Below are 22456 nucleotides of genomic sequence, written 5' to 3'. Positions count from 1 at the left end.
CAAGGGTTCGGCAAGCGCGCGCCGCGATGGCGCAGTTCATCAAATGATGAAATTCAGTGGGCTGATGGTTGGTGAATTTGTGCAAATGCGCAAGCTGCAGTGCATCAAGAAACCGCTTCCGACGCAGCAATTTTCCGCCCCGAAAAACCCATCCGACAGCAAGGGGTGCGGATGGATGAGCTTGCTGCAAAGCCGCATGCAGTGGCGTATCGCGCGGTGGCACAGGCTTTGCAGAATGGCCGCTGATCCGGATTGACCGGCCATTACCAAGGAGACCTGCATGTCCAAGCCATCCACCCCTTTGCTTGATCCTGCCCGCTGGCAGCGCCACCTGTTTCGTGGTCGCTGGGAAGAAACCGCCCACGGCACCACCGTCATCGAACCCGCGACCGGCGCGCCGCTGACCGACGTCGGCCTGGCCGGTGCCGACGATGTGGCCGTCTCGGTGCAGGCTGCCGTGGCGGCCCAGGCCGACTGGCTGGCGCGGCCGCCACGTGAGCGCGCCGAGATCTTCCGGCGTGCCGCTGCGCTGTTCCAGCAGCACTTCGATGAGCTGGCGCGCATGGTCGCGCGCGAGACCGGCGGCGTGCTCTTCAAGGGCGAGCACGAGGTACGCGAGGCCATCACCCTGTGCCATCTTGCCGCCGCCATGCCCTTGCAGGCCCAGGGCCAGCTGCTGCCCGGCAGTCCCGGACGACTGAGCATCGCGCGGCGCGCGCCGCTGGGCGTGATCGGGGTGATCTCGCCCTTCAATTTCCCGCTGATCCTGACCTTGCGCACGGTCGCGCCGGCGCTGGCGGCGGGCAACGCGGTGGTGGTCAAGCCGGATGTGCGTACGCCGATTTCCGGCGGTTTCATGCTGGCCCGCGTCTTCGAGGAAGCGGGTTTGCCCGCCGGACTGCTGCACGTTCTGCCCGGTGGCGCACAGGCGGGCGAGGCGCTGGTGACGGCGCCCCAGGTGGCGATGATCGCCTTCACCGGTTCGCCCGCCGTGGGCCGTCGCATCGGCGAACTGGCGGGGCGACATCTCAAGAAGGTCTCGCTGGAACTGGGCGGCGCCAATGCGCTGGTGATCCTCGACGACGCCGACCTCGATATCGCAGCCAGCAACGCCGCCTGGGGCGCCTGGCTGCACCAGGGCCAGATCTGCATGGCGGCCAATCGCATCCTGGTCCATGCCTCGCTGGCCCCGGCTTTGCTGGAGCGACTGGTAGACAAGGCGCGCCACCTGCCCGTGGGCGATGGCGCCGGCGGCCAGGTGGCCCTGGGTCCGCTGATCGATGCGCGCCAGCTGCAGCGCGTGCATGGACTGGTGCAGGACAGCGTGGCGGCAGGCGCGCGCTTGCTGGCTGGAGGCGCATATGAAGGTTTGTTCTATCAACCGACCGTCCTCTCCGGCGTACGACCGGGCATGCGCGTATTTGATGAAGAAATCTTTGGTCCGGTGGCCAGCGTCATCACCGTCGGTTCCGAGGACGAGGCCATCACCCTGGCCAACCAGAACCAGGGCGGACTGGCCGCCGGCGTGATCTCCGGTTCGCTGGCGCGGGCCATGCGGGTGGCCGCGCGGCTGCGCCAGGGCATGGTCCACGTCAACGATCAGACCGTCAACGACGAATGCGTCAATCCCTTCGGTGGCCCCGGCATCGCCGGCAACGGCACCAGCGTGGGCGGACCGGCGGACTGGGAAGAATACACGCAATGGAAGTGGATCACGGTCAAGGAGCAGGCCACGCCGTATCCCTTCTGAAGCCATTGCATGGATGCAGCAGCAAGAAGTTGAACGATATAAATCATTATCCAAGGAGACCAGCATGACACTGCAAGACAAGACCATCGTCGTCACCGGCGTTTCTTCCGGCATCGGTGCCGAGACCGCCCGGCTGCTGCGGGGACAGGGCGCCCGCGTGATCGGGGTAGATCGCAATGCGCCCATGATCAGCATGGCAGCCTTCGTGCAGGCCGATCTCTCCAGCGCCGATGCCATCCATGACGTCGTCGCGCAACTGCCCGAGCAGATCGATGGCCTGTGCAACGTGGCCGGCGTGCCCGGCACCGCGCCGGTGGACTTGGTTGCGCGCGTGAACTATCTCGGCTTGCGTCATTTCACCGAACTGCTGATCCGTCGCATGCCGCCCGGCAGTGCCATCGTCAACGTGGCCTCCATCCTTGGTGCCGAGTGGCCCAAGCGGCTGGAACAGCACAAGGCGCTGGCCCAGACCGCTGGTTTTGCGGCGGGCGCCGAATGGCTGGCGCAGCATCCGGTCGCGCAGGAGAACTGCTACCAGTATTTCAAGGAGGCGCTCATCGTCTGGAGCATGGCTCAGGCCCAGCCCTGGTTCCTCCAGCATGCGATCCGCATGAACAGTGTCGCCCCCGGTCCGGTGCTCACCCCCATCCTGGGTGACTTCGTGACCATGCTCGGGCAGGAGCGCGTGCAGAAGGATGCCCACCGCATGAAGCGCCCGGCCTATCCGGACGAGATCGCCGCGGCCATCGTCTGGCTGTGCGATGACGGCAGCCGCTGGATCAATGGCGTGAACCTGCCGGTCGATGGCGGGTTGGCGTCGACCTATCTGTGAGTCGCTGCAACGGGGCCCGAACGACAACAACACAACAACACAAGGAGACAACATGAGCAACAAGCGACAACCCGCCCGCCGACGTGCGGCGTGGCTGGCACTGACCTTGAGCCTGCTGCCCGCGCTGGCCAGCGCCTACGACCAGCCCGCCGTCAACCTGGGCGGCACCAGCTTCTTCGATGGCGCACCGCTGCCCGGCGGTCCCGGTTTTTATTTCGTCGAATACCTCACCTACACCAAGGCCACCAGACTGCTGGACAACAACGGCAAGCGGCTGGGCCTTCCTGCCACCCAGGACATCAGCGTCTTCGCGCCCATCAGCCAGTTCATCTACGTGCCACCGGGAGCGAAATTCGGCAACAAGCAACTTGGCTTCCAGGTACTGGTGCCGTGGGTGGCCCATGCCAAGGTCGACGATGGCGCCAGCAATGCCATCCTTCGCGGCAATACCGGCGTGGGCGACATCAGCGCCGGCGTGTCCGTGCAGTTCGACCCCGTCATGGGGGCGCAAGGGCCGCGCTATGCGCAGCGTTTCGAACTCCAGTTCATCTTGCCGACCGGTGCCTATGACCGCAATGCCTCCGTCAATCCGGGCAGCAATGCCTGGTCCTTCGATCCTTACTGGGCCGGCACGCTGTGGGCCAGCCAGAACCTGAGTTTCAGCTGGCGCCTGCACTATCTCTGGAACGCCCGCAACAACTCGCCCAATGCGGCCTTTGGCAACAACGTCAGTTCCACCCAGGCGGGGCAGGCGGTGCATGCCAACTTCTCCGCCGAGTACGTGCTCAATCCGAATCTGACCATCGGTGCGGCGGGCTACTGGCTGCAGCAGATCACCGATACCCAGGTCAACGGCAGCGATGTGGCGGGGCGTCGCGAGCGCGTAGTCGGACTGGGGCCGGCAGCGATGGTGAAATTGTCTGATCGCGATCTGCTGTTCTTCAACGTGTACCAGGAATTTGCCGTACGCAACCGGGCCGAGAACAGCAAGTTCCAGATCCGTTACGATCACCATTTCTGATCCGGCGCATCTGGCTCCCTGGTCCGCTGCGGCTCTGCCTGCTTTCCTACAGCAGGCAGAGCCGTTGTCCGCTTAACGGCAAGCCTTTCCGGCGTGATACTGGTCTCGACAATGACAACGCGGCACGCTTGCTTGCCGCGACAAGACGGGAGATCCGCACCATGCCAGCCACCACCCCATCCACTACCGACCAGCCCGCGCGCCTGCGCAAGTCTCTCGGGGGTGGACGCCTGCCGCCGGTGGAGCGTCCGCCGCAGCTGCCCATGCCCCCTGCGCGGATATCCTCGCAGCCTGGCTCACCGACGTCCCGTACTGCGGCCGAGGCCGATCATGCCAAGCCCGTAGTCAGGCAAGCGCAGCACGAGGAATACACCCGGCCCCTGCGCGCAAGCCAGCGTCAGTGGACCTGATGTCGCGGCTTTGTTTCATTTCCGGACTATCGCTCTGATAGGCAATGACGATTGTTCCAGAACCCGGAACACTCAATTCTCTCCAGCATGGTTTTTCTCCTTCGCGCTCTTCCGTAGACTTCAGTCCATCGATGAACCACATCGCAACGCAAGAAACGATGCGCTTCTAGAGAGTGGTATCGGCCGACCGACATCCCGGCCAGGTGCTCACTGAACTGTAATGAACCTGACTCAAGTCCACTTAACGCATTCAAGGAGAAACATCATGTCCGCAAAGACCATCATCGCCGCTGTCCTGGCCCTGTCCGCTTCGTCGGTCGCTTTCGCTGAAGCCCAATACCCGGTCGACCAGCCTTTCGTTTCGCACACCACCCGCGCTGCAGTGAAGGCTGACCTGGCCCGCGCCCAGGCACAAGGCATCGCCAACCAGCCTGACTCGGTGTTCCCGGTTCTCGGCAACGGTCCCGTCAAGAGTGAAGTGCAGACTGCTGACAGCACCGCCGATTCGACCTACGCTGGTGCCTGATGCAGGGCCATCCGATGCGTGGGCCGGCTTGATCGGCCACGCATCGCGGTTCGCTGCATCGTCACTGGTGTGACGCAGGAACCCCGGCACGTAAAACAAGAAAGAGGAATTCATCATGCTGCATCAACTGTTCTCGCGTAGCCTCTCCGTGTATCCACGGATCTACCTGCAATTTGCCGCTCTGGTCGGTTTGCTCATTGCCGCCGAGTTCAGCTTGAGTACGCTATCCATGATGCTGACCCAGCGCGCCGTCTATCGCGTCTCGCAGCGCGTGCGCCACCGCCGTGAATTGCAGCGTCGTGAACGCTGTGCCGATACCGGCGGCAATTGCTGTGCCTGAGCCTGGCTCAAGAATTTCGCTATGAAAAAAGCGGCGCACCTGTTGTGGGTGCGCCGCTTTGTTTTTTGGCGCCGATGCCGATGGCGGTTTTCGGGGGGAGGGCTGTTGTCGATGGATGGGTTCTGGACATTCGCTCAGTGTGATTCGTCCCAATGCGGAGGCGGCGGCATTGACGAATGGCTGCATGTTCAAGAATCGAGCAACTTTTCAATATCGATTCCCGCGAATGGCAGTTCCGGCTCTGCGAACTGGCGGAGAATCGTCAGGTGCACGTTGGCATTCACCTTGACCAAATTTTCGAGGAGGATTTTTCCTCCTAGCACGATGGCAGGCTCGAATCCATAGATCTCATGCGGCTCAAGCGGGCCTAATTTGGATCTGGCGCGTTCGAAGAGCGGCTGTCCGTTCTCGTCTTCCATTTCAAACCGATCTGGATCGCTGAACGCAAAAAAACAGCGGATCGAAAAATCCAGGTCCTCCTTGGTTTTTTCCTTCAATTCATGTTCTAAAGCAGAGATCATATTGACGGCACAATCAATCGTGACGCTACGCCCCGTCTTCTCACCGCATAAATAAAGACCACCAAATGCAGACCTTGCAATCACGTGGAATGCGTCAATCTCGTCCAACCCTGTGTCTGCAAGCCACTCATCAACGAGGTCTTCATAGTCATCAGGGTCAACTGTGAAAAATAGACCATTTGCGTATTCGCACCATCCTTCTTGCTCCCAGTATGTCAATAACTTATCTGGCAGCTTACCGCGCCACTTTTCAAGGCTTGCGGCGGGTACCGGGGAGGTTTTGGTTGCTTCGCCAAAGTTACTAATAAAATATTCGAAGTCTTCGTCTCTCATCATCATCGCCTTGGCTTGATTCACTTCACCGCGGGAGTGGCTACATCTATGAATGGCTGGATGTTGGCTTGCTCTCTCACCACGAGACGTTTCAAGAGTCGAGCAACTTTTCAATATCGAATCCCGCGAATGGCAATTCTGGCTCCGCGAACTGGCGGAGTATCGTCAAGTGCACATTGGCATTCACCTTGGCTAAATTTTCGAGGAGGATTTTTCCTCCTAGCACGATAGCAGGCTCGAATCCATAGATCTCATGCGGCTCAAGTGGACCTAATTTGGATCTGGCACGTTCGAAGAGCGACTGCCCGTTCTCGTCGTCCATGTCAAGATTGGCCCGCTCACTGAACGCAAAGAACGAACGGACTGAAGAATCCTGGCGTTCCTTAGTTTTTGTTCTCAATTCATTCTGGAGAGCAGTGACCATATTGAGCGCACAATGAATCGTGGTGCTGCATCCGGTTTTCTCGCCACACAGGTAGAGTTTGCCAAATGCAGTCCTTGCAATTACGTGGAACGCATCAATTTCGTCCAATCCTGTGTCGGCTAGCCACTCATCAACGAGGTCTTCATAGTCATCGGGATCAACTGTACAAAAGAGGCCATTCGCATATTCGCACCATCCTTCTTGCTCCCAGTATTTCAATAACTGATCTGGCAGCTTCCCGCACCATTTTTCAAGGCTTTCAGGGGGAACCGGTGAGCTCTTGGTAGCCTCGCCAAAGTTACTAATAAAATACTCAAAGTCTTCGTCTCTCATCTCATTCCCTTGCCACGGCAAGGTTCCAATTTGACATTCATTTTTTGATTTCCACGACCGTTATCAATCGCATGCTGGGCTTCTCGATCCATCTCCTGCACCCTGGTTAGCGGCTTCTGCCCTGAATTCCGACTTCCAGGCGGCGTGTAAGCTTGGTTCCAGCTTGCTCCAATTGACTTGTTCACGTCAGCGCGGCCAATATTCGCAGTCTTGTGTTGCATCCAACCCCCGGCGACCATGTCTGGCTCATGTAAAGCGGCTAACTTCTCCATCAATTCTTTTGCACGAGTTCCGGCCCGTGTTTTCGCTTCGGTCGGGTGCATGCCGTCGTCACGCAGGCTGTTGCCAATACTCTGCGACATTTGTTCAAGGAACCCTTTCCGATGAATTTCTTGCGCCGCGCTGGCTGCCGGATTACGCTTCATTTTCTTAAACGCGTCCCTGGCCATCGCGTATTCGCTAACCGTCAGACTATTGATTGCCTCCTCTTGACGTCTAAGTTGCTCCGCCATTTCCTTCAGAAACGCCTTTTGTTCTTCCTTGCTCATCCGCATGAATTGTTTCTTGTCATACGGATGGAAGCAAGGCACTTTGAACGGCCGGGCCTTGACGGTGACATCCTTCTTCGGGTCCTTGGGCTTTTGGGGTCCAGGCGCAGCTTCTCTGGCGACCTTGGCTTCGCGGGCAACCCTGGCGGCTTCCTCTGCTTCCTTTGCCGACTTGGCCGCTTTGGCAAGTTCTTCTGCCTCATGCGCCCCCTTTCCGACTCGGGATGCCGTTCCTGCACCCTTTGCCATACCAACTGCGCGTTTGGCGACCTTGCCAACGGTGGTGACCACCTTCCCGCCCGGTATCATGCTCGCCGCAGCAATCCCGGCTTCAACGTAGTCGCCCTCGGCGGTATAGATGGCGGCATCGATCGCACCCGTGATGATCGACAATCCAGGAACGAAACTGGCAACGCCCAGCACGCCGTGCACCCAAGGACCGGACTTCTGCCAAAACGTTTTCTCGGCCGCAGTCTCTGCCTTGATGGCTGCGTTGGCTCCGCCACCGTGCGGCTCGATGTGCGTGAACGACCTGTCAGCCTGTTCGAGGATGACGTCTTTGGTCGTCATGACACTGCAGCCCGCGTCTTATCGACCGGGTTGCAGGGCAAGTCGTTGAATTCAAGCCAGGTCTGATCGGCCAAGTGCGCAAGAGCAAGCGCGAAGTCGCGTGACAAGCTCTCGCCGTCGCAAGCTGGTTGACTAACGGTTCATTTTGGGAGACGGGGTGATACGGAAAAGCCCGCCGCAGAATGCGGGCGTAAGGATGGTCCGGAAGCAGCTGTTCCAGACCCGGGGATGCTTTGGGCATGCGAAGATCCTGTGCTCATCAAGTATCCCTCCCTGATGCAACACTGGCCCGCATTGTAATGTTTCCTTGTGGAAACGAGCAACTCCCGAATGATGACTGCGGCTACGAACTGCTGAAGATACGACCAATGAGCAGTCCACCCAGCGATGTCCCTGGGCCGCTCACGTTGCGGCTTGCCATCCTCAAAGCCCGCGCTCCAGCAACTGCAACTGTTCACGGAAGGCGGGCTTCAGGCGATACAGCTGCGCCGGACGATGCGCCCCGCTCTCGAACTGGCCATCGACCGGTTCGAGCATGTCCATCTCGGTCATCTTGCGGCGGAAGCTCACCTTGTTGATGCTCTCGCCCATCAGCACTTCATAGACCCGCTGCAACTGCGGCAAGCTGAAGACATCGCCCAGCAGATGGCAGGGCAGGGACGAGTACTGGCTCTTGCTGCGCAGGCGCGAGACCGCCATCTCGATGATGTCCCCATGATCAAAGGGCAGGGGCGGCAGCCGGTCCACGCTGTGCAGGCGAATCTCGTCCCGCTCGGCCTGGGCGATGGTGCTGGCCGGCACCAGCGCGTAATACGCGATCGATATCGACCAGCCGCGCGGATCACGCGCCGCGCCGGAGAAAGTGGCCAGTTGTTCCAGATAGGGCGCGGCGATGCCGGTCTTGTCCAGCAGCACGCGGCGCGCGGCATCGCGCGCATCGACGTCAGTGCGCGCATGGATATAGCCGCCCGGCAGCGCCGCTACCCCCTTGAAGGGCGCATGTTCGCGCTTGAGCAGTGCTACCTCCAGTCCCTCGGCTGTGAGCGTGAGCAATGCCACATCGACTGTACAGATCACCGGATCCATTTTTATCCTCGCCTTGTCCAAGTGGGGGAAGTCTAAAGGTACTTAGTGTCATTGTGAATCTATTTGTTGTAATTCGAATCTTGGATGGCCTGTAAAGGCCATTTAAAGGGAAAATAAAGAAAATTCACGAAATCTTTGTTAGTTGCAAAAGTAAATTAAGTGGTCTACACTGGCCTCACCGTAACCCGACGCACTCCGAAAGGTGGACACCATGAAGCGCTCCCTGCATCTCCTCGTGATCGATCCGCAAAACGATTTCTGCGATCTGCCGGCGCACTGGTTGCCGGTGGACCCGGCCACCGGCGGGGTATTGCAACCAGCGCTGCCGGTGGCAGGCAGCCATGCCGACATGCAACGCGTGGCGCGTCTGATCGACCAGGGCGGTGAGGGCCTCTCGGCCATCAGCATCACCCTCGATGCGCACCACAGGCTGGACATCGCTCACCCCACGTTCTGGCAGCAAGCCGATGGCACGGCGGTCACGCCTTTCACCCAGATCGAGGCCGCGCAGGTGCGTGCCGGCATTTACCTGCCACGCGATCCACAAGCGCTGCCGCGCGCACTGGCCTATCTCGATGCGCTGGAAACCGCCGGACGCTATCGCCTCATGGTCTGGCCGGTGCACTGCGAGATCGGCAGCTGGGGCGGGGCGGTCCACGCCGATGTGCGCGCCGCCTACAACGGCTGGGAAGAACGCACGCTGGGCGTGGTCACCAAGCTGGGCAAGGGCAGCAACCCGTGGACCGAGCACTATTCGGCCGTGATGGCCGAAGTGCCGGATGACGATGATCCCGCCACCCAGCTCAACCGTGGCTTCATCGCCACCCTGGGCGAGGCCGATACCGTCTACATCACCGGCGAGGCGGGCAGCCACTGCGTGCGCGCCACCACCGAGCACATCGCCGCCAACCTCGATGCCGCCGGCCGTGCCCGGCTGGTGCTGGTGACCGATTGCATGAGCCCGGTGGCCGGCTTCGAGGCGCAGTACCAGGATTTCCTGGCCGCCATGTCACTGGCCGGTGTGCGCCTGGCCACTTCCGAGCAGGTGCTGCAGGAACTGCAAGCCAACGCCTGATCCATTCACGTCTGAAAGGAGTGCCCATCATGGCACCCGTCGTTCGCAGTCTGCTGGAAACCGATCTCTACAAGTTCACCATGTGGCAGGCGCTGCTGCACAGCCATCCCGGTGCCCAGGCCGAGTACACCTTCGTGTGCCGCAACCAGCCGCAATTCCCGCTGGCCGAACTCAAGGCGGACGTGGAGCGCGAGCTGGATCACCTCTGCAACCTGCACTTTGGCAGCGATGAACTGGACTACCTCGCCCAGCTGCGCTACATGAAAAGTGACTTCATCGATTTCCTCGCCCTGTTTCGTTTCCAGCGCAAGTTCATCGAGGTCAGCACCGAGGGCGAGCGCCTGTGCATCGTGGCGCGCGGTCCGCAGGTGCATGTGATGGGCTTCGAGATCTTCGTGCTCTACATCGTCAACGAGCTGTATTTCCGCCGCGTCGGATCGGCTGCGGCACTCGGGGAAGCAAGCCGCCGCCTGCGGGACAAGATCGGGCTGCTGCGGGCCTTCGCTGCCGAGCCGCCTCGCCGTCATCCCTTCGAGTTCTTCGACTTCGGCGTGCGCCGCCGCTACAGCGCTGCGTGGCAGGAGGAAGTGGTGGCCACGCTGGCGCGCGAGCTGCCGCAGTATTTCAAGGGCACTTCCAATGTCTGGCTCGCCAAAAAATATCAGCTGGTGCCCATCGGCACCATGGCCCACGAATACCTGCAGTCCTATCAGTCCTTCGGCGTGCGCTTGCGCGATTTCCAGAAGGCTGCGCTGGAAGACTGGGTGCAGGAATACCGCGGCGACCTCGGCGTGGCCCTGACCGACGTGGTCGGCATGGATGCCTTCCTGGCCGACTTCGACCTGTACTTCGCCAAGCTCTTCGACGGCCTGCGGCACGACTCCGGCGATCCCTTCGAATGGGGCGAGAAGGCGCTGGCGCACTATCGCAAGCTACGCCTGGATGCCAATACCAAGCGCCTGGTGTTCTCCGATGGTCTGGACCTGCCGCAGGCGCTGCGTTTGTATCGTCACTTTTCCGACCGTGCCATGACCGGTTTCGGCATCGGCACCAACTTGAGCAACGACACCGGCATCGCGCCGCTGAACATCGTCATGAAGCTCTCGTCCTGCAACGGCCAGGCCGTGGCCAAGCTGTCCGATTCGCCGGGCAAGACCCTGTGCAAGGACGAAACCTTCCTGGCCTATCTGCGCCAGCTGTTCGGCATCGCCGTGCCGGCCACCCCTGCCTGAGCCGCTGCGGCGGCAGAAAGGACACATCATGCTTCGCATTGCCATCGCCCAATGCAATCCCACCATCGGTGACTTCACCGGCAACCTGGCGCTCCATCTCGATGGCCTGCAACGGGCCGCCCAGGCCGGTGCCGACCTGCTGGTCTTTCCCGAACTCTCGATCTGCGGCTACTACCCCGGCGACCTGCTGGAAGAACCGCGCTTTCTGGCGCAGGCCGAACTGGCGCTGCAAGAGCTGACAGACGCTACACGCCAGCTGCCGGGACTGACTGTCGTCATCGGCGCGCCGCGCCGCAATCCCGGCCCCGGCAAGCCGCTCTTCAATGCCTTGCTGGCCGTGCGCGAGGGTGCCATCGTGGCCGAGTATCACAAGCAATTGCTGCCCGTGTATGGCGTCTTCGATGATGGCCGCCATTTCGAGGCCGGTCCCGAGACCGCCTGTGTGTTGCCCATCAAGGGCCTGCGGGTCGGCTTCCTGATCTGTGAAGATGGCTGGAACGACGACCTGCGCAGCTACCGCGTCAATCCCTTCGAAAAGCTGGCCCAGGCCGATGCGCAACTGGTGGTCTCCATCAATGCCAGCCCGTCGGACGTGGGCAAGCGCAGCCAGCGCCACGCCCTGTTCCAGGCCGCCTGCCTGCGCCGTCAGATGGCGCTGCTCTACGTCAACCAGGTCGGCGGGCAGGACCAGCTGGTGTATGACGGCGGCTCCTTCGCCATGTCGCCGCTGCAGGGGCTGGCCTTCGAGGCGGCGCGCCTGGCCGAGGATTTCCAGATCATCGCCTTCGAGAGCGGACGCTTCCTGCGCAGCGACGGTGTGGGCGAACCGATCCGGGAGGACCAGACCCTGGCCACGCCCGAATTCCAGCGCCGCCAGATCCTGCTCGGCCTGCGCGACTACGCGCGCCGCTGCGGCTTCGGCAAGGTAGTGGTCGGTTCTTCCGGTGGCATCGATTCGGCGCTCACCATCGCGCTGGCGGTTGAGGCACTGGGTGCGCAGAACGTGGTGGCGGTGACCATGCCGTCGATGTTCTCCAGCACCGGTTCGGTCGATGACTCCGAAGCGCTGTGCCAGGCCCTGGGCGTGACCCTGTTCCGCCACCCCATTGCCGACCTGGTGCGCGAATTCGAGGATGGCTTCGCCCGGGCCTTCGGCGCACCCCTGCGCGGGCTGCCGCTGGAAAACCTGCAGGCGCGCGTGCGCGGTGCCATCCTGATGGAATACTCCAACGGCTATGACGCCCTGCTGCTGACCACCGGCAACAAGAGCGAGATCTCGGTAGGCTACTGCACCCTGTACGGCGATACCAACGGTGGCCTGGGCCTGATCGGCGATCTCTACAAGACCGAGGTCTATGCCCTGGCGCGCCACCTCAACGCGCAGGCCGGTCGCGAGCTTATCCCTGCTGCCATCATCGACAAGGCGCCCTCGGCAGAACTGGCACCGGACCAGCGCGATACCGACAGCCTGCCGCCTTACGAGGTGCTCGACGAGATTCTCAAGTGGCACATCGAAGGCAGCCGCCTCCCTGTCGAGCAAGCGCAGGCCGCCGCCAGCGCGGTAGAACAGATCAGGGGAACCGACACCGGGGCGGCGCTGGTCGAACGCATCTGTCGCATGGTGGCGCGCAACGAATACAAGCGCCGCCAGTCGCCGCCGGTGATCCGCCTGCGCGCACGGGCCTTTGGCAGCGGGCGGCAGATTCCCATCGCGGTGCGCTATTGACTCGCACCGGCTGCGACGATGATCGGCAGCCTTTGATCCTGTTGTCAGCATCATCAAGGAAAGCACATGCCCATCCTGAATCCGCAATACGACGCCGCCGTGGTCATCGGTCGCTTCCAGCCCGTGCACAACGGCCACCTGCATCTGCTGCATCACGCGCTGGAGTGCGCTGCCACGGTCATCGTGGTACTGGGCTCGGCCTTCCATGCGCGCAACACCAAGAATCCCTTTACCTGGGAGGAACGCGCCGCCATGATCGCCGGGGCCATGCCGCCCGGGCAACGTGAACGCCTGCGCTTTGTCGCCACCCGTGATTACTACGACGACCGCCGCTGGTCAGCCGAGGTGCGCCGCCTGGTCGCCATCCGGACCGATCCCCAGGCCAGGGTGCTGCTGGTCGGTCATTTCAAGGATGCCTCCAGCTACTACCTGCACCACTTCCCGCAATGGCAGCTGGAAACCCTGCCGCGCGCCGGTGACATCGATGCCACCGATATCCGCAAGGTCTGGTTCGAGGCCGAGGACCTGGAGGTCAGCCTCGACGTGCTGGCCCCGCTGGTACCGTCCAGCGTACGCCACTATCTGCGTGCCTGGTCGCTGCTGCCGCATTACGCGGCGCTGGTGGAAGAACATCGCCAGCTGCGCAAGTATCATGCGGCCTGGGCGGCGGCACCCTATCCACCGGTCTCCACTACAGTCGATGCGGTCATCCGGGCGGCGGACCATGTACTGCTGGTGCAGCGCAAGGGCTTTCCGGGGCGCGGCCTGTGGGCCATTCCCGGTGGCTTCCTGGACCAGCGCGAGCGCCTGATGCAGGCGGCCCTGCGCGAACTGGCCGAGGAAACCAACCTGGCCGTGCTGGACGTGACGCTGGAAGAGGCGCTGGTGGACGTCAAGATCTTCGACCATCCTGACCGCAGCGCGCGCGGGCGCACCATCACCCACGCCTACTATTTCGACCTGCGGCTGGAGCACTTGCCGGAAGTGGAGGCCGCCGATGATGCAGCCCAGGCGGTGTGGACGCCCATCGACCAGCTGGCCGCGATGGAGGCGAGCTTCTTCGATGATCACTTCCATATCCTCGATACCTTCCTGGACCTGACCGGCGGGCATTGACCCTGGCGCTCGTTGCGGCAGCCGTTGCGCAGAGGAAAGCATTGCCTTTGCATCTTCATTTTCATCCTGTCGTGGCAGGCTCCATGCCAAAATGGCATGGGGCGCTGTCGATGCCGTTTCGGTATAGTGGCTGGCGTTCCAAGGGAGGGCGACCGCCACGCACAACATGGCCGGCGCCATAGACAAGCCGCCGGACCAGCGCGGCAAGCCAACGGGGTAGGGAAGATGGAAATCAAATGGGTGGAGGACTTCCTCTCGGTCGTCGATACGCTGAACTTCAGCCGTTCAGCCAAGCTGCGCAATGTCACGCAACCGGCCTTTGGCCGCCGCATCCGCTCGCTGGAGACCTGGCTGGGCGCAGAACTGTTCGACCGCTCGTCCTATCCCTGCACGCTCACGCCGGCCGGCGAGTCCTTCGTACCGATCGCCAAGGAAATGCTCAACCAGTCCATGCAGGCGCGGCTGGTACTGCGCGGCCAGCTGGCCGGTGCGCAGTCCTCGGTGCGTTTTGCCATGCCGCATACGCTGCTGCTGACGGTCTTCCCCAAGCTGCTGTCGGAAATCGAAAAGACCATCGGCGCCATCGCCACCACCGTCATGGCGGGCAACGTGCACGATGCCGTCATGGCCCTGGTGGAGCGCAACTGCGACCTGCTGCTGTGCTATGACCATCGCCAGCAGGGCATCGCCCTCGATACCGAGCGCTATGACGTGCTCTCGCTGGGCAAGGAGCCGTTGCGCCCCTACGTCAAGACGCTGCCCGGCGGATTGCCCAAGTACGTCTTGCCGGGCACGCCCAATGATCCGCAACCCTTCCTGAGCTATTCCCCGTATTCCTCGCTCTCGCGCATCGTCGAGAAGGCCCTGCATTCCAGCCCGCGCCGCGTGCATCTGTTCCGTCGCTTCGAGACCGATCTCGCCGAGGGTTTGAAGAGCATGGCCGTCGAAGGCCATGGCATCGCCTGGCTGCCGGCCAGCGCGGTCGCGCGCGAGATCGCCGAGGGCAAGCTGACCCTGGCCATCGCCCCGAACGACAGTGAGGCGCTGGAACAAGGGCTGTGGTGCGACGAGATGGATATCCGCGTCTATCGCCGCCTCGATGGCGCCAATCCGGACATAGACCGGATTTGGAACTATCTCAAGGCCGAGCACGGTACGCCGTAATTACTCCTGCATTTTTTGAAGCCAAGGTCCCCAATGAAATTTCTTGCCAACCAGCAGGTCAGCGAACTGCTGACCACCGAAGACGCCATCGCCTCCATGCGCGAGGCCTTTGCCCACGCCGCCGAGGGCGCGCACCAGGGGCGCGTACGCACCAGTGCCGCCAATGGCGTGATGCTGTCGATGATGGGCGCGGTCATCCCCTCCGCCGGGATTGCCGGGGCCAAGGTCTACACCACCATCAAGGGCCAGTTCAAGTTCGTCATCCAGCTGTTCTCCAGCCAGACCGGCGCACCGCTGTGCACGCTGGAAGGCGATGCCATGACCGGCCTGCGCACTGCGGCCGCCACGGCGGTGGCCTGCGACGCGCTGGCCCGCAAGGATGCCGTCACCCTGGCCGTGATCGGTACCGGTGTGCAGGCGCGCTCGCACATTCCGGCGCTGCTGCAGGTGCGGCCCTTCAAGGAAGTGCTCATTGCCGGCTTGTCGGGCCGCGAAGCCCTGGCCGAGGAGGTCACGCGCAACCACGGTGTGTCGGCGCGCGTGGTGAGCATTGACGAAGCTGCGGCGGCAGCGGATGTGCTGGTCACCGTGACCCGCTCGGCCACGCCGCTCTTTGATGGCAAGCTGCTGCGCCCGGGCGCCTTCGTGGCGGCTGTCGGTGCCTCCAAGGCCAACGTGCGCGAGCTGGACGATACCGCCATCGGTCGTGCCGCCGCCCTGTTCGTGGAATGGAAGCCGCAGGCGCAGCAGGAGGCCGGCGACCTGGTGCAGTGTGCGCCGGGCGTGTTCGACTGGGAGCAGGTGATGGAACTGGCGCAGGCCGTCGATGGCAGCCTGCCCTACCAGCGCCGGGAAGAGGACATCGTCATTTACAAGGCCATCGGTATCGGCCTGGAAGATGTGGCGCTGGCGGGACTGGCGTATCGCAAGGCGTGCGCGCAGTACGGCTGGTAAGCCGGACCCGGGTGGCATGAAAAAAAGGCGCTGCGGATTTCCCCGCAGCGCCTTTTTATTTGGCCCAGCCTGGAATCAGGCCGCCACTTTCTTGTCACTGGCGGCGGCTGCCGGTTTGGCCCGCAAGGCGGTGGCGGTGGCGATGAGCACGATGGCGATGCCCGCCACGGTACCCGGGGTGACCGGTTCGTTCAGCAGCAGCCAGGCCCACAGTGAGGCCGTCATCGGCACCAGGAAGGTCACGGTGATGGCCTTGGTGGCACCTTCGGCGGCAATCAGTTGGAAGAACAGTGCATAAGCGATACCGGTACAGACCACGCCCAGCACCAGTACAGAGAGCAGGGCCGGCAGCGTACCCGCTTGCAAGGCATGCGGCAGCGAGGGTGCGGCCAGCGGCAACAGACAGAGGGCTGCGGCGAACTGGCTGCCGGTGGCCATGGCGATGGGCGGGATGCCACCGGCGCGCATGCGCGTGAAGGTGGCGGCGAAACCATAGCTGACCGCCGCCCCCATGGCCGCCAGCACACCGGCGACCACCAGCGCGTCGACTGGCGCCGGACCGATGCCGACCAGCACTGCCACACCCACCAGACCCAGCACGAAGGCGCCGGTACGCAGCAGGCTCAGACGCTCGCCCAGCAGCAGGAAACCGAACATGGCCGTGAAGATCGGTGCCAGCGAATTCATGGTGGCCATGTAGGCCGAGGGAATGTGCAAGGCCGACCAGGCAAAGAGTGCAAAGGGCAGGGCGGTATTGAAGATGCCGATGACCAGGTAGGGCAGCCAGTTGCGCCGCCATTGCAGCGATACCCCGCGCATGCGCGCAAAGGCCAGCAGCGAGAGCGTGGCCAGCGAGGCGCGGCCGAAGGTGGTCAGCATGGGACCGAAGACCGGCGCGGCAATGCGCATGAGCATGAAGCTGGTGCCCCAGATGGCAGCCAGCAGCAACAGCTTGGCGATGTTGGAGGAGGACATGGAAGTGGGCGGTACCGCAATGCGGTGTCGGGATGGCCAGTCGGATGATGATTGTACGGCCACTTCCGAAAGCCGTCCCGGTACAGTTGGCAGCTTTGTACCGGGCCACTTGGCTGCAGCGCAACAGACACCGGGGAGAATGAGGAAGAACTGTGCATGGCACCGTACCGGGCCACTTGCTAGACTTGCCAGCCTGACACTTACTGTACAGGAGCCTGCATGCTGACGATTTACGGCCGTGACAATTCCATCAACGTACGCAAGGTCCTGTGGGCCTGTAGCGAGCTGGGCATTGCCTTTGAGCGGCAGGACTGGGGCATCGGTTTCAGGGCGACCAGCGAGCCGTCCTTCGTTGCCATGAATCCCAATGCGATGGTGCCGGTGATTGATGATGATGGCTTCGTGCTGTGGGAGTCCAACAGCATCTTGCGCTATCTCGCCGGGCAGTACGGCGGCACCGCGCTGTATCCGCAGGCGCCGCGCCTGCGTGCGCGCATCGACCAGTGGATGGACTGGCAGGCCAGTGACCTCAATCGCAGCTGGAGTTATGCCTTCATGGCGCTGGTGCGCAAGTCGCCCGAGCATGGCGACGCGCAGCAACTGGCGGCCTCCATCGCTGGCTGGACGCGCTTCATGCAGGTGCTGGAGCAACAGTTGCAGCACAGCGGCGCTTTCGTGGCGGGGCCGACATTCACGCTGGCCGATATTCCGGTCGGGTTGTCGGTCAATCGCTGGTTCGGCACGCCCTTGGACCATGCGCCCTTGCCGGCCGTGGCAGCGTATTACGAGCGCCTCAGCGAGCGGCCTGGCTTCCGTGCCTACGGCCGCAACGGCATGGCCTGATGACGGCGGGCGCGGTACACTGCGGCCTTGCGCATGCGCCCATTTCCGTCTTGCAGGTTCACCATGGCCACCCGAAAGAAAAAACTGCTCTTCCTTGCCGCCTTCCTTGGCTGTCTGCTGCTGGCCAGCGTTCCCTTGTGGACTTTGCTGTTTTACTGATTTGTTTTGATCGCTTGCGCCTGCCTCGAAAAGGTATCAGGCGTTACTAAAAATACTTCCATAATTCGCTCTTCTTTTCTGCCCCATGCGGGCCGACGCGTCTTGCCCCGGCATGATGTGCGGCCTTGCTGCGGCACCGGCTGAAGGTTTTTCCGGATTCTCTTCTTCGCGCTGCGGCTGACGTCATCACTGCAGAGGAGGAGCGTATGCCACAAGCCTTCATCACCATCGGGGACAAGACCAGCCACGGCGGCACGGTCATCTCCGGCGATCTCACTTTCATGGTTCATGGCAAGCCGGTGGCACGCGTGGGCGACCAAACGGTCTGCCCCCGGTGCGAGGGGACCTTTGCCATCACTACCGGCGCAGGCGACATGTTCTCGCTCGGCGCGGCCGTTGCACGCCACGGTGACCGCACCGCCTGTGGCGCCACACTCATCGCCAGCCAGGCTACCAGCACGCATGCCGGGCCGCAGCGAGGTAATCCGGCGCATGCGCGAGGCCTATGAGCATGGTTTGTCGCTGGGCTTCGGTGCGCTGTCCCACCTGATCTACATGATGTATCTGTCGGCCGATTGGCCGGGTCTGTTCCGTCGTCCGGGCACCGTGCGCTATCTTCGCCGTCCGGGCGCCACGCCCGAACAAAGGCTCGATGACATGATCGCCGTCCTGCACAAGCTGGCTGCGCCGCAAGATGGGGAGCGCAAATCATGATCGCTCCCGTCGTGGCGGTACCGCTGCTCAGCAGCGAGATTCTTGGATGGATAGGGCTGGGTGCATCGGCGGCTGCAGCCGGTGCCGGGGCGGCCATTTACAGCAGTTCGCGCAGGGCTGAAGAGGCCAAGTCTTCTCCTTTGAGCCAGGCCGATGTGTTGAAGAAAGATCAGTCCTGCAAGCGCTGTCCGCCCGCAGCGGGGACCCTGGTACCGCGCAACTGGAACATGTCTGAAGAGGCGCGGGCCTATCAGGCGCGCGTGACCGGGTTTGCGCCCTATACCGAGTGGGCCTTCGATGACATTGATTTCGATGGATTCCAGCTCGGCCCATGTCTTCTGCAAGAGGCCAAGGCACGGTATGCGCAGTTTTTTGACAGAAAGACGGGTGAGCCCAAGTTCTTCTATGGATTGAAGGGGTACCCGAATCTGTTGAAACAAGCCGCCGCGCAGAGTGCGACGGTATTGAAGTCCAGTCCTGCCCACTTGTGCTGGTACGTGCAGGATCATTTGGTCTTTCGTCATCTGAACGAGGTCTTTCCTGCCAACAAGCTCCCCATCCAACTTTTCCATAAGCCATGATCATGTATCTTGTCATCAACTTTGCCTTTGCTTCAACGCTCGCCACCTTGCCCAGCGCATCCGAACATTTCTCCATACTATGGAAAGTCGCGCTTCTTTTGGACGCCGTGGGCATGCCGCTGGACGACTGGTGCCCTCCAGCTGATACGCCGGAAGATGCCCGGCGCATCCAGGCATTTGAAAGAGACGGTCCTACACGCGCTGCACTGGCCATTGTGGAAGAGGAGGAGCGCTGTGATCCTGCCAACGGCTTTCGTTATCTTGGTATCTGGAACGGCTATGAAGAAGAAGGCGGCTCCGCCATCTTGCTCGGATTGCAGCAGGCCGATGGACCCGGCAATTCCACTTTCCGCCTGCAGGCGCAGGGGGTGCCATCCTTGAGTCGGAAGGCCAATCTGATCAAGGTGCTGACGGGGCTCTCGTTGCAATGGCAGCCTCCCTTCATCGCTGTCGACCCTGACGGATATGGCATGCGCCACAAGGTCTTCGCCGATCGCCCCGGCGCCGGATGGCTGCTGTATCTGCCAGGCAGGATCACGCGCGCCCAAGTCCCCGAGGCTGCCGAGCTGCTGCCGGTATTGAACGAGGACGGACAGCAACGCGGCACCATCATCGTCTCAGTGGCGGGCGATGCGTTTGACGATGAAAACCCCGATCACATCCAGGCCGCCAACGCCATTGAAATTCGCCTCGCCGACCAGGACCTGTTGCCGCGCTACTCTGCCCTGTAAGGCCGGCGCAAAAAAAATCCCCCGGGTCCGACGACCAGGGGGCCAACATCATTTCATCGCGATTCAGGCAGACACACACCAGGCGGCATCCACAGAGGAACCGTCCCGCTCGCTCAATACGGCAGCCGCCGGGGCGGCAGGCTGGCGCTGCGGGCCAGCGGATGATGCCGCCAGCGGGCTTCGGCCAACAGATAGATTCCCGTCGCCGATATCGCGACGACGACCAGGGTAGAGAGAACGGCAGTCAGCAGGAAGGTGGTGAACATGATGATCTCCTCAAGACGACTTCATCTTAGGAGAAAGCACCTTGCCTGGCTCTAGTGATTTTCCCTAGAAAACACACAAGCCGCTCAGGCAATCCCTGAGCGGCTTGCAGGCCGGCAATGCTGTCATGCTGCCAAGGCAGCGAGTCGCCGCATCAGCTCATCAATAACGTTCCAGCCAGTGCGCGTAAGGTGCCGGCAGCGTCCAGGAGGGGCGCTCCACGCCCAGTTCCTTGGCGGCCTGGTAAGTCCAGTGCGGATTGACCAGGTGCGAGCGGCCCACCATCACCAGGTCGAGCTGGCCCTCCTTGACGGCGCGCTCGGCCAGTTCCGGCGTGCCGAAGCCCCAGGCCGACGACACCGGCACGCCAGCTTCCTCGCGCACGCGCTTGGCGATCGGGCCAAGGAAGGCCGGCCCCCAGGGGATCTGCACTTCCGGGATCGTGAAGCCCATGGTCACGCTGATCATGTCCATGCCGATCTCCTTGAACTGGCGCACCACACCGATGGAGTCAACCAGCGTCTGCTCGTCGCGGCCATCGTATTCCAGCACGCCGAAACGCACCGTCAGGGCCAGGTGTTCCGGCCACACTTCACGCACGGCACGCAGGGTTTCCAGCAGGAAGCGGGCACGGTTTTCGACGCTGCCGCCATAGATGTCGTCACGCTGGTTGGAATGCGCCGAGAAGAAACTCTGGCCCAGGTAGCCATGGGCGAAGTGCAGCTCCAGCCATTCGAAGCCGGCGTCGCGGGCGCGGATGGCGGCATCGACGAAGTTCTGGCGCACACGTGCGATGTCGTCCAGGCTCATGGCCTTGGGGACCTTGGGCAAGCCCTTGCCGAAAGCAATCGCGGAGGGGGCGATGGTGTCCCAGCCGCGGGCATCGTCGGCAGCGATATGGTCGTCGCCTTCCCAGGGACGATTGGCGCTGGCCTTGCGGCCGGCGTGACCGATCTGGATGCCCGGCACGGCACCGGCTGCCTTGATGGCTTGCACGACCGGCACGAAGGCTTGCGCCAGCTCGTCCGACCAGATGCCGGTGCAGCCCGGCGTGATGCGGCCTTCCGGGGCAACGGCAGTGGCTTCCACAATCACCAGACCGGCACCGCCACGGGCGATGCTGGCGTAGTGCGACAGATGCCATTCGTTGGCCTTGCCATCCACTGCCATGTACTGGCACATGGGCGGGACGGCGATGCGGTTGCGCAGGTTCAGGTCCTTGAGCTTGAAGGGAGTAAAGAGAGCAGACATGGGTGGCTTCTTGTCAATGATGAAGATGAAATCAACAAGCGCTGCACTGGCACAGCACTCGCTTCGGTTGTTCGTAAATATTCGAACTATGGAAGGATTATAACCCAAGGTGTATCATTCTGCAGATGCGTCCCTACAAACATCCCGAGATTGCCGAGTTCGTGCTGGAGCGCGTGCTCTACGCGCTGAGCGATTCGATCCGCCTGGAGATCGTGCGCCACCTGGCGCGCGTGGAATGTGCGACCTGCGGCGAGCTCGATGGCGGTCGTCCCAAGTCCACCGTCTCGCATCACTTCAAGGTCTTGCGCGAAGCCGGCCTGGTGCGCACCGAGAGCAATGGCACCACCCACATCAACACCTTGCGCAGCGCCGATATCGAGCAACGCTTTCCGGGTTTGCTGTCGGCCATCCTGGCCCAGCACGACAAGCTGCCGAGCCGCCGCAAGAAAGCGGCCTGAAGCTGCCCCATCCGCTCAGAGCTTGCCGGCCTTGACCTCGGCGTCCACTGCCACGAAGGCCGTGGCCATTGCATACTGTTCTGCCTCTACCGAAGTATTGCCACGAAAGTCCTCGCACACCACGCGCCGGAATGCGACCGGGTTGTCATTGCGATGCAGCTGGTAACTGCCGACCCAGGTGCCGTCGATCTGTTCCCTGCTGCTGACCCGGATGAAATAGCCGTGATGCTCGGCCACGTCATTGTCGAGCTGCGTATCGATCACCGCCCGCGCGTAACCCACGCCGGCCACTTGTGCCGATGCCACCGAAGCGAAGGGATTGCCGCGCAGGCCGGGGGCCGGTTCGCCGTCGATCTGCACGGTGCAAAGGACGTCGCCATCACGTTGCTGCGTGCAGGAGACGCTGATGTGCTTGCCGCGATAGGTGGCGCCATAAGTGGGGAGCATGCGTGCTTTCAAGAAGAAGTGCCTGGGCGCTATAGTGGCGCGATCGTTCATCGTGGTCAATCGTCGTGCGGC

At 62.2% G+C, this 22456-nt stretch carries 27 protein-coding genes; 19 read left to right on the top strand and 8 right to left on the bottom strand.

Translation table 11 applies throughout. The features are described 5' to 3' along the window. The first annotated feature begins 43 nt into the window (after window positions 1-43). The 7 genes from ACODSZ_RS05675 to ACODSZ_RS05645 all read left to right on the top strand — a co-directional run bounded on the left by ACODSZ_RS05675 (window position 44) and on the right by ACODSZ_RS05645 (window position 4879). Window positions 44-256: a hypothetical protein gene (locus tag ACODSZ_RS05675; protein WP_175343732.1), complete on the top strand. Its 213-nt coding sequence runs from the start codon at window positions 44-46 to the stop codon at window positions 254-256. Between the two features lie 24 nt (window positions 257-280). After that, entirely contained in the window at window positions 281-1750 is a 1470-nt protein-coding gene (locus ACODSZ_RS05670) for a benzaldehyde dehydrogenase (RefSeq protein WP_488927215.1), read from the top strand. Between the two features lie 64 nt (window positions 1751-1814). Beyond that, the gene (locus ACODSZ_RS05665; protein WP_241821919.1) at window positions 1815-2582 is read left to right on the top strand and encodes a coniferyl-alcohol dehydrogenase; all 768 of its coding nucleotides are present in this window, start codon (window positions 1815-1817) and stop codon (window positions 2580-2582) included. A gap of 52 nt (window positions 2583-2634) precedes the next feature. Further along, window positions 2635-3603, top strand: coding sequence for a SphA family protein (locus tag ACODSZ_RS05660; protein ID WP_175343729.1), 969 nt, complete (start codon window positions 2635-2637; stop codon window positions 3601-3603). Window positions 3604-3764: 161 nt separating this feature from the next. Next, window positions 3765-4013 (top strand): hypothetical protein, encoded by a 249-nt coding sequence (locus tag ACODSZ_RS05655; protein ID WP_241821921.1) that lies wholly within the window; start codon window positions 3765-3767, stop codon window positions 4011-4013. 265 nt (window positions 4014-4278) lie between these two features. After that, window positions 4279-4539 carry a DUF4148 domain-containing protein gene (locus tag ACODSZ_RS05650; RefSeq protein WP_008333395.1) on the top strand — a complete coding sequence of 87 codons (261 nt, stop codon included), beginning with the start codon at window positions 4279-4281 and terminating at the stop codon, window positions 4537-4539. Window positions 4540-4654: 115 nt separating this feature from the next. Beyond that, window positions 4655-4879: a hypothetical protein gene (locus ACODSZ_RS05645; RefSeq protein WP_154135013.1), complete on the top strand. Its 225-nt coding sequence runs from the start codon at window positions 4655-4657 to the stop codon at window positions 4877-4879. 188 nt (window positions 4880-5067) lie between these two features. On the opposite strand, the gene ACODSZ_RS05640 is transcribed toward ACODSZ_RS05645, so the two are convergent. From ACODSZ_RS05640 to ACODSZ_RS05625, 4 genes are all read right to left on the bottom strand, one after another. Beyond that, window positions 5068-5757, bottom strand: coding sequence for a GAD-like domain-containing protein (locus ACODSZ_RS05640; RefSeq protein WP_349627558.1), 690 nt, complete (start codon window positions 5755-5757; stop codon window positions 5068-5070). A gap of 67 nt (window positions 5758-5824) precedes the next feature. Continuing rightward, window positions 5825-6490 (bottom strand): GAD-like domain-containing protein, encoded by a 666-nt coding sequence (locus tag ACODSZ_RS05635; RefSeq protein ID WP_488927214.1) that lies wholly within the window; start codon window positions 6488-6490, stop codon window positions 5825-5827. After that, entirely contained in the window at window positions 6487-7608 is a 1122-nt protein-coding gene (locus ACODSZ_RS05630) for a polymorphic toxin type 15 domain-containing protein (RefSeq protein WP_488927213.1), read from the bottom strand. The genes ACODSZ_RS05635 and ACODSZ_RS05630 overlap by 4 nt, the downstream gene beginning before the upstream one ends. A 423-nt stretch (window positions 7609-8031) precedes the next feature. Continuing rightward, a complete protein-coding gene (locus ACODSZ_RS05625) occupies window positions 8032-8694 on the bottom strand; it encodes an NUDIX hydrolase (protein WP_008333388.1) in 663 nt (220 codons plus the stop codon). 211 nt (window positions 8695-8905) lie between these two features. Here ACODSZ_RS05625 and ACODSZ_RS05620 point away from each other — a divergent pair, with 211 nt between their 5' ends. From ACODSZ_RS05620 to ACODSZ_RS05595, 6 genes are all read left to right on the top strand, one after another. After that, window positions 8906-9769, top strand: a complete 864-nt coding sequence (locus tag ACODSZ_RS05620; protein ID WP_488927212.1) for a cysteine hydrolase family protein — start codon at window positions 8906-8908, stop codon at window positions 9767-9769. Window positions 9770-9798: 29 nt separating this feature from the next. Then, a complete protein-coding gene (gene pncB, locus ACODSZ_RS05615; RefSeq protein ID WP_488927211.1) occupies window positions 9799-11001 on the top strand; it encodes a nicotinate phosphoribosyltransferase in 1203 nt (400 codons plus the stop codon). A gap of 28 nt (window positions 11002-11029) precedes the next feature. Continuing rightward, on the top strand, window positions 11030-12727 hold the full coding sequence (locus tag ACODSZ_RS05610) for an NAD+ synthase (protein ID WP_488927210.1): 1698 nt from the start codon (window positions 11030-11032) through the stop codon (window positions 12725-12727). Between the two features lie 66 nt (window positions 12728-12793). Then, complete coding sequence (locus ACODSZ_RS05605) at window positions 12794-13843, top strand: bifunctional nicotinamide-nucleotide adenylyltransferase/Nudix hydroxylase (protein WP_488927209.1); 1050 nt, start codon at window positions 12794-12796, stop codon at window positions 13841-13843. A gap of 225 nt (window positions 13844-14068) precedes the next feature. Beyond that, window positions 14069-15007 carry a LysR family transcriptional regulator gene (locus ACODSZ_RS05600; protein ID WP_008333379.1) on the top strand — a complete coding sequence of 313 codons (939 nt, stop codon included), beginning with the start codon at window positions 14069-14071 and terminating at the stop codon, window positions 15005-15007. A 33-nt stretch (window positions 15008-15040) separates the two neighbouring features. Further along, window positions 15041-15961: an ornithine cyclodeaminase family protein gene (locus tag ACODSZ_RS05595; protein WP_175343720.1), complete on the top strand. Its 921-nt coding sequence runs from the start codon at window positions 15041-15043 to the stop codon at window positions 15959-15961. A gap of 75 nt (window positions 15962-16036) precedes the next feature. On the opposite strand, the gene ACODSZ_RS05590 is transcribed toward ACODSZ_RS05595, so the two are convergent. After that, window positions 16037-16936 (bottom strand): DMT family transporter, encoded by a 900-nt coding sequence (locus tag ACODSZ_RS05590; RefSeq protein WP_008333375.1) that lies wholly within the window; start codon window positions 16934-16936, stop codon window positions 16037-16039. 219 nt (window positions 16937-17155) lie between these two features. Here ACODSZ_RS05590 and ACODSZ_RS05585 point away from each other — a divergent pair, with 219 nt between their 5' ends. The 5 genes from ACODSZ_RS05585 (at window position 17156) to ACODSZ_RS05565 (ending at window position 19964) form a co-directional block, all read left to right on the top strand. After that, the gene (locus tag ACODSZ_RS05585; RefSeq protein ID WP_175343718.1) at window positions 17156-17779 is read left to right on the top strand and encodes a glutathione S-transferase family protein; all 624 of its coding nucleotides are present in this window, start codon (window positions 17156-17158) and stop codon (window positions 17777-17779) included. A gap of 365 nt (window positions 17780-18144) precedes the next feature. Further along, a complete protein-coding gene (locus tag ACODSZ_RS05580) occupies window positions 18145-18447 on the top strand; it encodes a PAAR domain-containing protein (RefSeq protein ID WP_488927208.1) in 303 nt (100 codons plus the stop codon). Further along, on the top strand, window positions 18431-18652 hold the full coding sequence (locus ACODSZ_RS05575) for a hypothetical protein (RefSeq protein WP_299536719.1): 222 nt from the start codon (window positions 18431-18433) through the stop codon (window positions 18650-18652). The genes ACODSZ_RS05580 and ACODSZ_RS05575 overlap by 17 nt, the downstream gene beginning before the upstream one ends. Next, window positions 18649-19233 (top strand): restriction endonuclease fold toxin 5 domain-containing protein, encoded by a 585-nt coding sequence (locus tag ACODSZ_RS05570; protein ID WP_488927207.1) that lies wholly within the window; start codon window positions 18649-18651, stop codon window positions 19231-19233. Before ACODSZ_RS05575 ends, ACODSZ_RS05570 begins: the two co-directional genes overlap by 4 nt. Window positions 19234-19235: 2 nt before the next feature. Continuing rightward, on the top strand, window positions 19236-19964 hold the full coding sequence (locus tag ACODSZ_RS05565; protein WP_299536713.1) for an Imm52 family immunity protein: 729 nt from the start codon (window positions 19236-19238) through the stop codon (window positions 19962-19964). Between the two features lie 113 nt (window positions 19965-20077). Here ACODSZ_RS05565 and ACODSZ_RS05560 read toward each other — a convergent pair whose 3' ends face one another. Together ACODSZ_RS05560 and ACODSZ_RS05555 are read right to left on the bottom strand one after the other, a co-directional pair. Further along, complete coding sequence (locus ACODSZ_RS05560) at window positions 20078-20230, bottom strand: hypothetical protein (protein WP_008333357.1); 153 nt, start codon at window positions 20228-20230, stop codon at window positions 20078-20080. Window positions 20231-20390: 160 nt separating this feature from the next. After that, window positions 20391-21479, bottom strand: coding sequence for an NADH:flavin oxidoreductase/NADH oxidase (locus tag ACODSZ_RS05555; RefSeq protein WP_488927206.1), 1089 nt, complete (start codon window positions 21477-21479; stop codon window positions 20391-20393). A gap of 125 nt (window positions 21480-21604) precedes the next feature. On the opposite strand from ACODSZ_RS05555, the gene ACODSZ_RS05550 reads away from it, so the two are divergent. After that, complete coding sequence (locus tag ACODSZ_RS05550; protein ID WP_008333354.1) at window positions 21605-21937, top strand: ArsR/SmtB family transcription factor; 333 nt, start codon at window positions 21605-21607, stop codon at window positions 21935-21937. A 15-nt stretch (window positions 21938-21952) separates the two neighbouring features. On the opposite strand, the gene ACODSZ_RS05545 is transcribed toward ACODSZ_RS05550, so the two are convergent. Continuing rightward, window positions 21953-22384, bottom strand: coding sequence for a hypothetical protein (locus ACODSZ_RS05545; protein ID WP_220406886.1), 432 nt, complete (start codon window positions 22382-22384; stop codon window positions 21953-21955). Window positions 22385-22456 lie beyond the last annotated feature (72 nt).

The sequence above is a fragment of the Herbaspirillum sp. FG34 genome, from assembly GCF_057809315.1.
This window is presented reverse-complemented; position numbering and strand designations above follow the sequence as displayed.

Excerpts from the sequence above, each read along its gene's own strand:
- ACODSZ_RS05655 (WP_241821921.1), top strand. The coding sequence starts at position 3,765 with ATGCCAGCCACCACCCCATCCACTACCGACCAGCCCGCGCGCCTGCGC.
- ACODSZ_RS05595 (WP_175343720.1), top strand. The coding sequence starts at position 15,041 with ATGAAATTTCTTGCCAACCAGCAGGTCAGCGAACTGCTGACCACCGAA.
- ACODSZ_RS05665 (WP_241821919.1), top strand. The coding sequence starts at position 1,815 with ATGACACTGCAAGACAAGACCATCGTCGTCACCGGCGTTTCTTCCGGC.
- ACODSZ_RS05550 (WP_008333354.1), top strand. The coding sequence starts at position 21,605 with ATGCGTCCCTACAAACATCCCGAGATTGCCGAGTTCGTGCTGGAGCGC.
- ACODSZ_RS05675 (WP_175343732.1), top strand. The coding sequence starts at position 44 with ATGATGAAATTCAGTGGGCTGATGGTTGGTGAATTTGTGCAAATGCGC.
- ACODSZ_RS05590 (WP_008333375.1), bottom strand. The coding sequence starts at position 16,936 with ATGTCCTCCTCCAACATCGCCAAGCTGTTGCTGCTGGCTGCCATCTGG.
- ACODSZ_RS05630 (WP_488927213.1), bottom strand. The coding sequence starts at position 7,608 with ATGACGACCAAAGACGTCATCCTCGAACAGGCTGACAGGTCGTTCACG.
- ACODSZ_RS05585 (WP_175343718.1), top strand. The coding sequence starts at position 17,156 with ATGCTGACGATTTACGGCCGTGACAATTCCATCAACGTACGCAAGGTC.
- ACODSZ_RS05570 (WP_488927207.1), top strand. The coding sequence starts at position 18,649 with ATGATCGCTCCCGTCGTGGCGGTACCGCTGCTCAGCAGCGAGATTCTT.
- ACODSZ_RS05600 (WP_008333379.1), top strand. The coding sequence starts at position 14,069 with ATGGAAATCAAATGGGTGGAGGACTTCCTCTCGGTCGTCGATACGCTG.
- ACODSZ_RS05575 (WP_299536719.1), top strand. The coding sequence starts at position 18,431 with ATGCGCGAGGCCTATGAGCATGGTTTGTCGCTGGGCTTCGGTGCGCTG.
- ACODSZ_RS05620 (WP_488927212.1), top strand. The coding sequence starts at position 8,906 with ATGAAGCGCTCCCTGCATCTCCTCGTGATCGATCCGCAAAACGATTTC.
- ACODSZ_RS05555 (WP_488927206.1), bottom strand. The coding sequence starts at position 21,479 with ATGTCTGCTCTCTTTACTCCCTTCAAGCTCAAGGACCTGAACCTGCGC.
- ACODSZ_RS05545 (WP_220406886.1), bottom strand. The coding sequence starts at position 22,384 with ATGCTCCCCACTTATGGCGCCACCTATCGCGGCAAGCACATCAGCGTC.
- ACODSZ_RS05625 (WP_008333388.1), bottom strand. The coding sequence starts at position 8,694 with ATGGATCCGGTGATCTGTACAGTCGATGTGGCATTGCTCACGCTCACA.
- ACODSZ_RS05645 (WP_154135013.1), top strand. The coding sequence starts at position 4,655 with ATGCTGCATCAACTGTTCTCGCGTAGCCTCTCCGTGTATCCACGGATC.
- ACODSZ_RS05670 (WP_488927215.1), top strand. The coding sequence starts at position 281 with ATGTCCAAGCCATCCACCCCTTTGCTTGATCCTGCCCGCTGGCAGCGC.
- ACODSZ_RS05610 (WP_488927210.1), top strand. The coding sequence starts at position 11,030 with ATGCTTCGCATTGCCATCGCCCAATGCAATCCCACCATCGGTGACTTC.
- ACODSZ_RS05650 (WP_008333395.1), top strand. The coding sequence starts at position 4,279 with ATGTCCGCAAAGACCATCATCGCCGCTGTCCTGGCCCTGTCCGCTTCG.
- ACODSZ_RS05560 (WP_008333357.1), bottom strand. The coding sequence starts at position 20,230 with ATGTTCACCACCTTCCTGCTGACTGCCGTTCTCTCTACCCTGGTCGTC.
- ACODSZ_RS05565 (WP_299536713.1), top strand. The coding sequence starts at position 19,236 with ATGTATCTTGTCATCAACTTTGCCTTTGCTTCAACGCTCGCCACCTTG.
- pncB (WP_488927211.1), top strand. The coding sequence starts at position 9,799 with ATGGCACCCGTCGTTCGCAGTCTGCTGGAAACCGATCTCTACAAGTTC.
- ACODSZ_RS05660 (WP_175343729.1), top strand. The coding sequence starts at position 2,635 with ATGAGCAACAAGCGACAACCCGCCCGCCGACGTGCGGCGTGGCTGGCA.
- ACODSZ_RS05605 (WP_488927209.1), top strand. The coding sequence starts at position 12,794 with ATGCCCATCCTGAATCCGCAATACGACGCCGCCGTGGTCATCGGTCGC.
- ACODSZ_RS05580 (WP_488927208.1), top strand. The coding sequence starts at position 18,145 with ATGCCACAAGCCTTCATCACCATCGGGGACAAGACCAGCCACGGCGGC.
- ACODSZ_RS05635 (WP_488927214.1), bottom strand. The coding sequence starts at position 6,490 with ATGAGAGACGAAGACTTTGAGTATTTTATTAGTAACTTTGGCGAGGCT.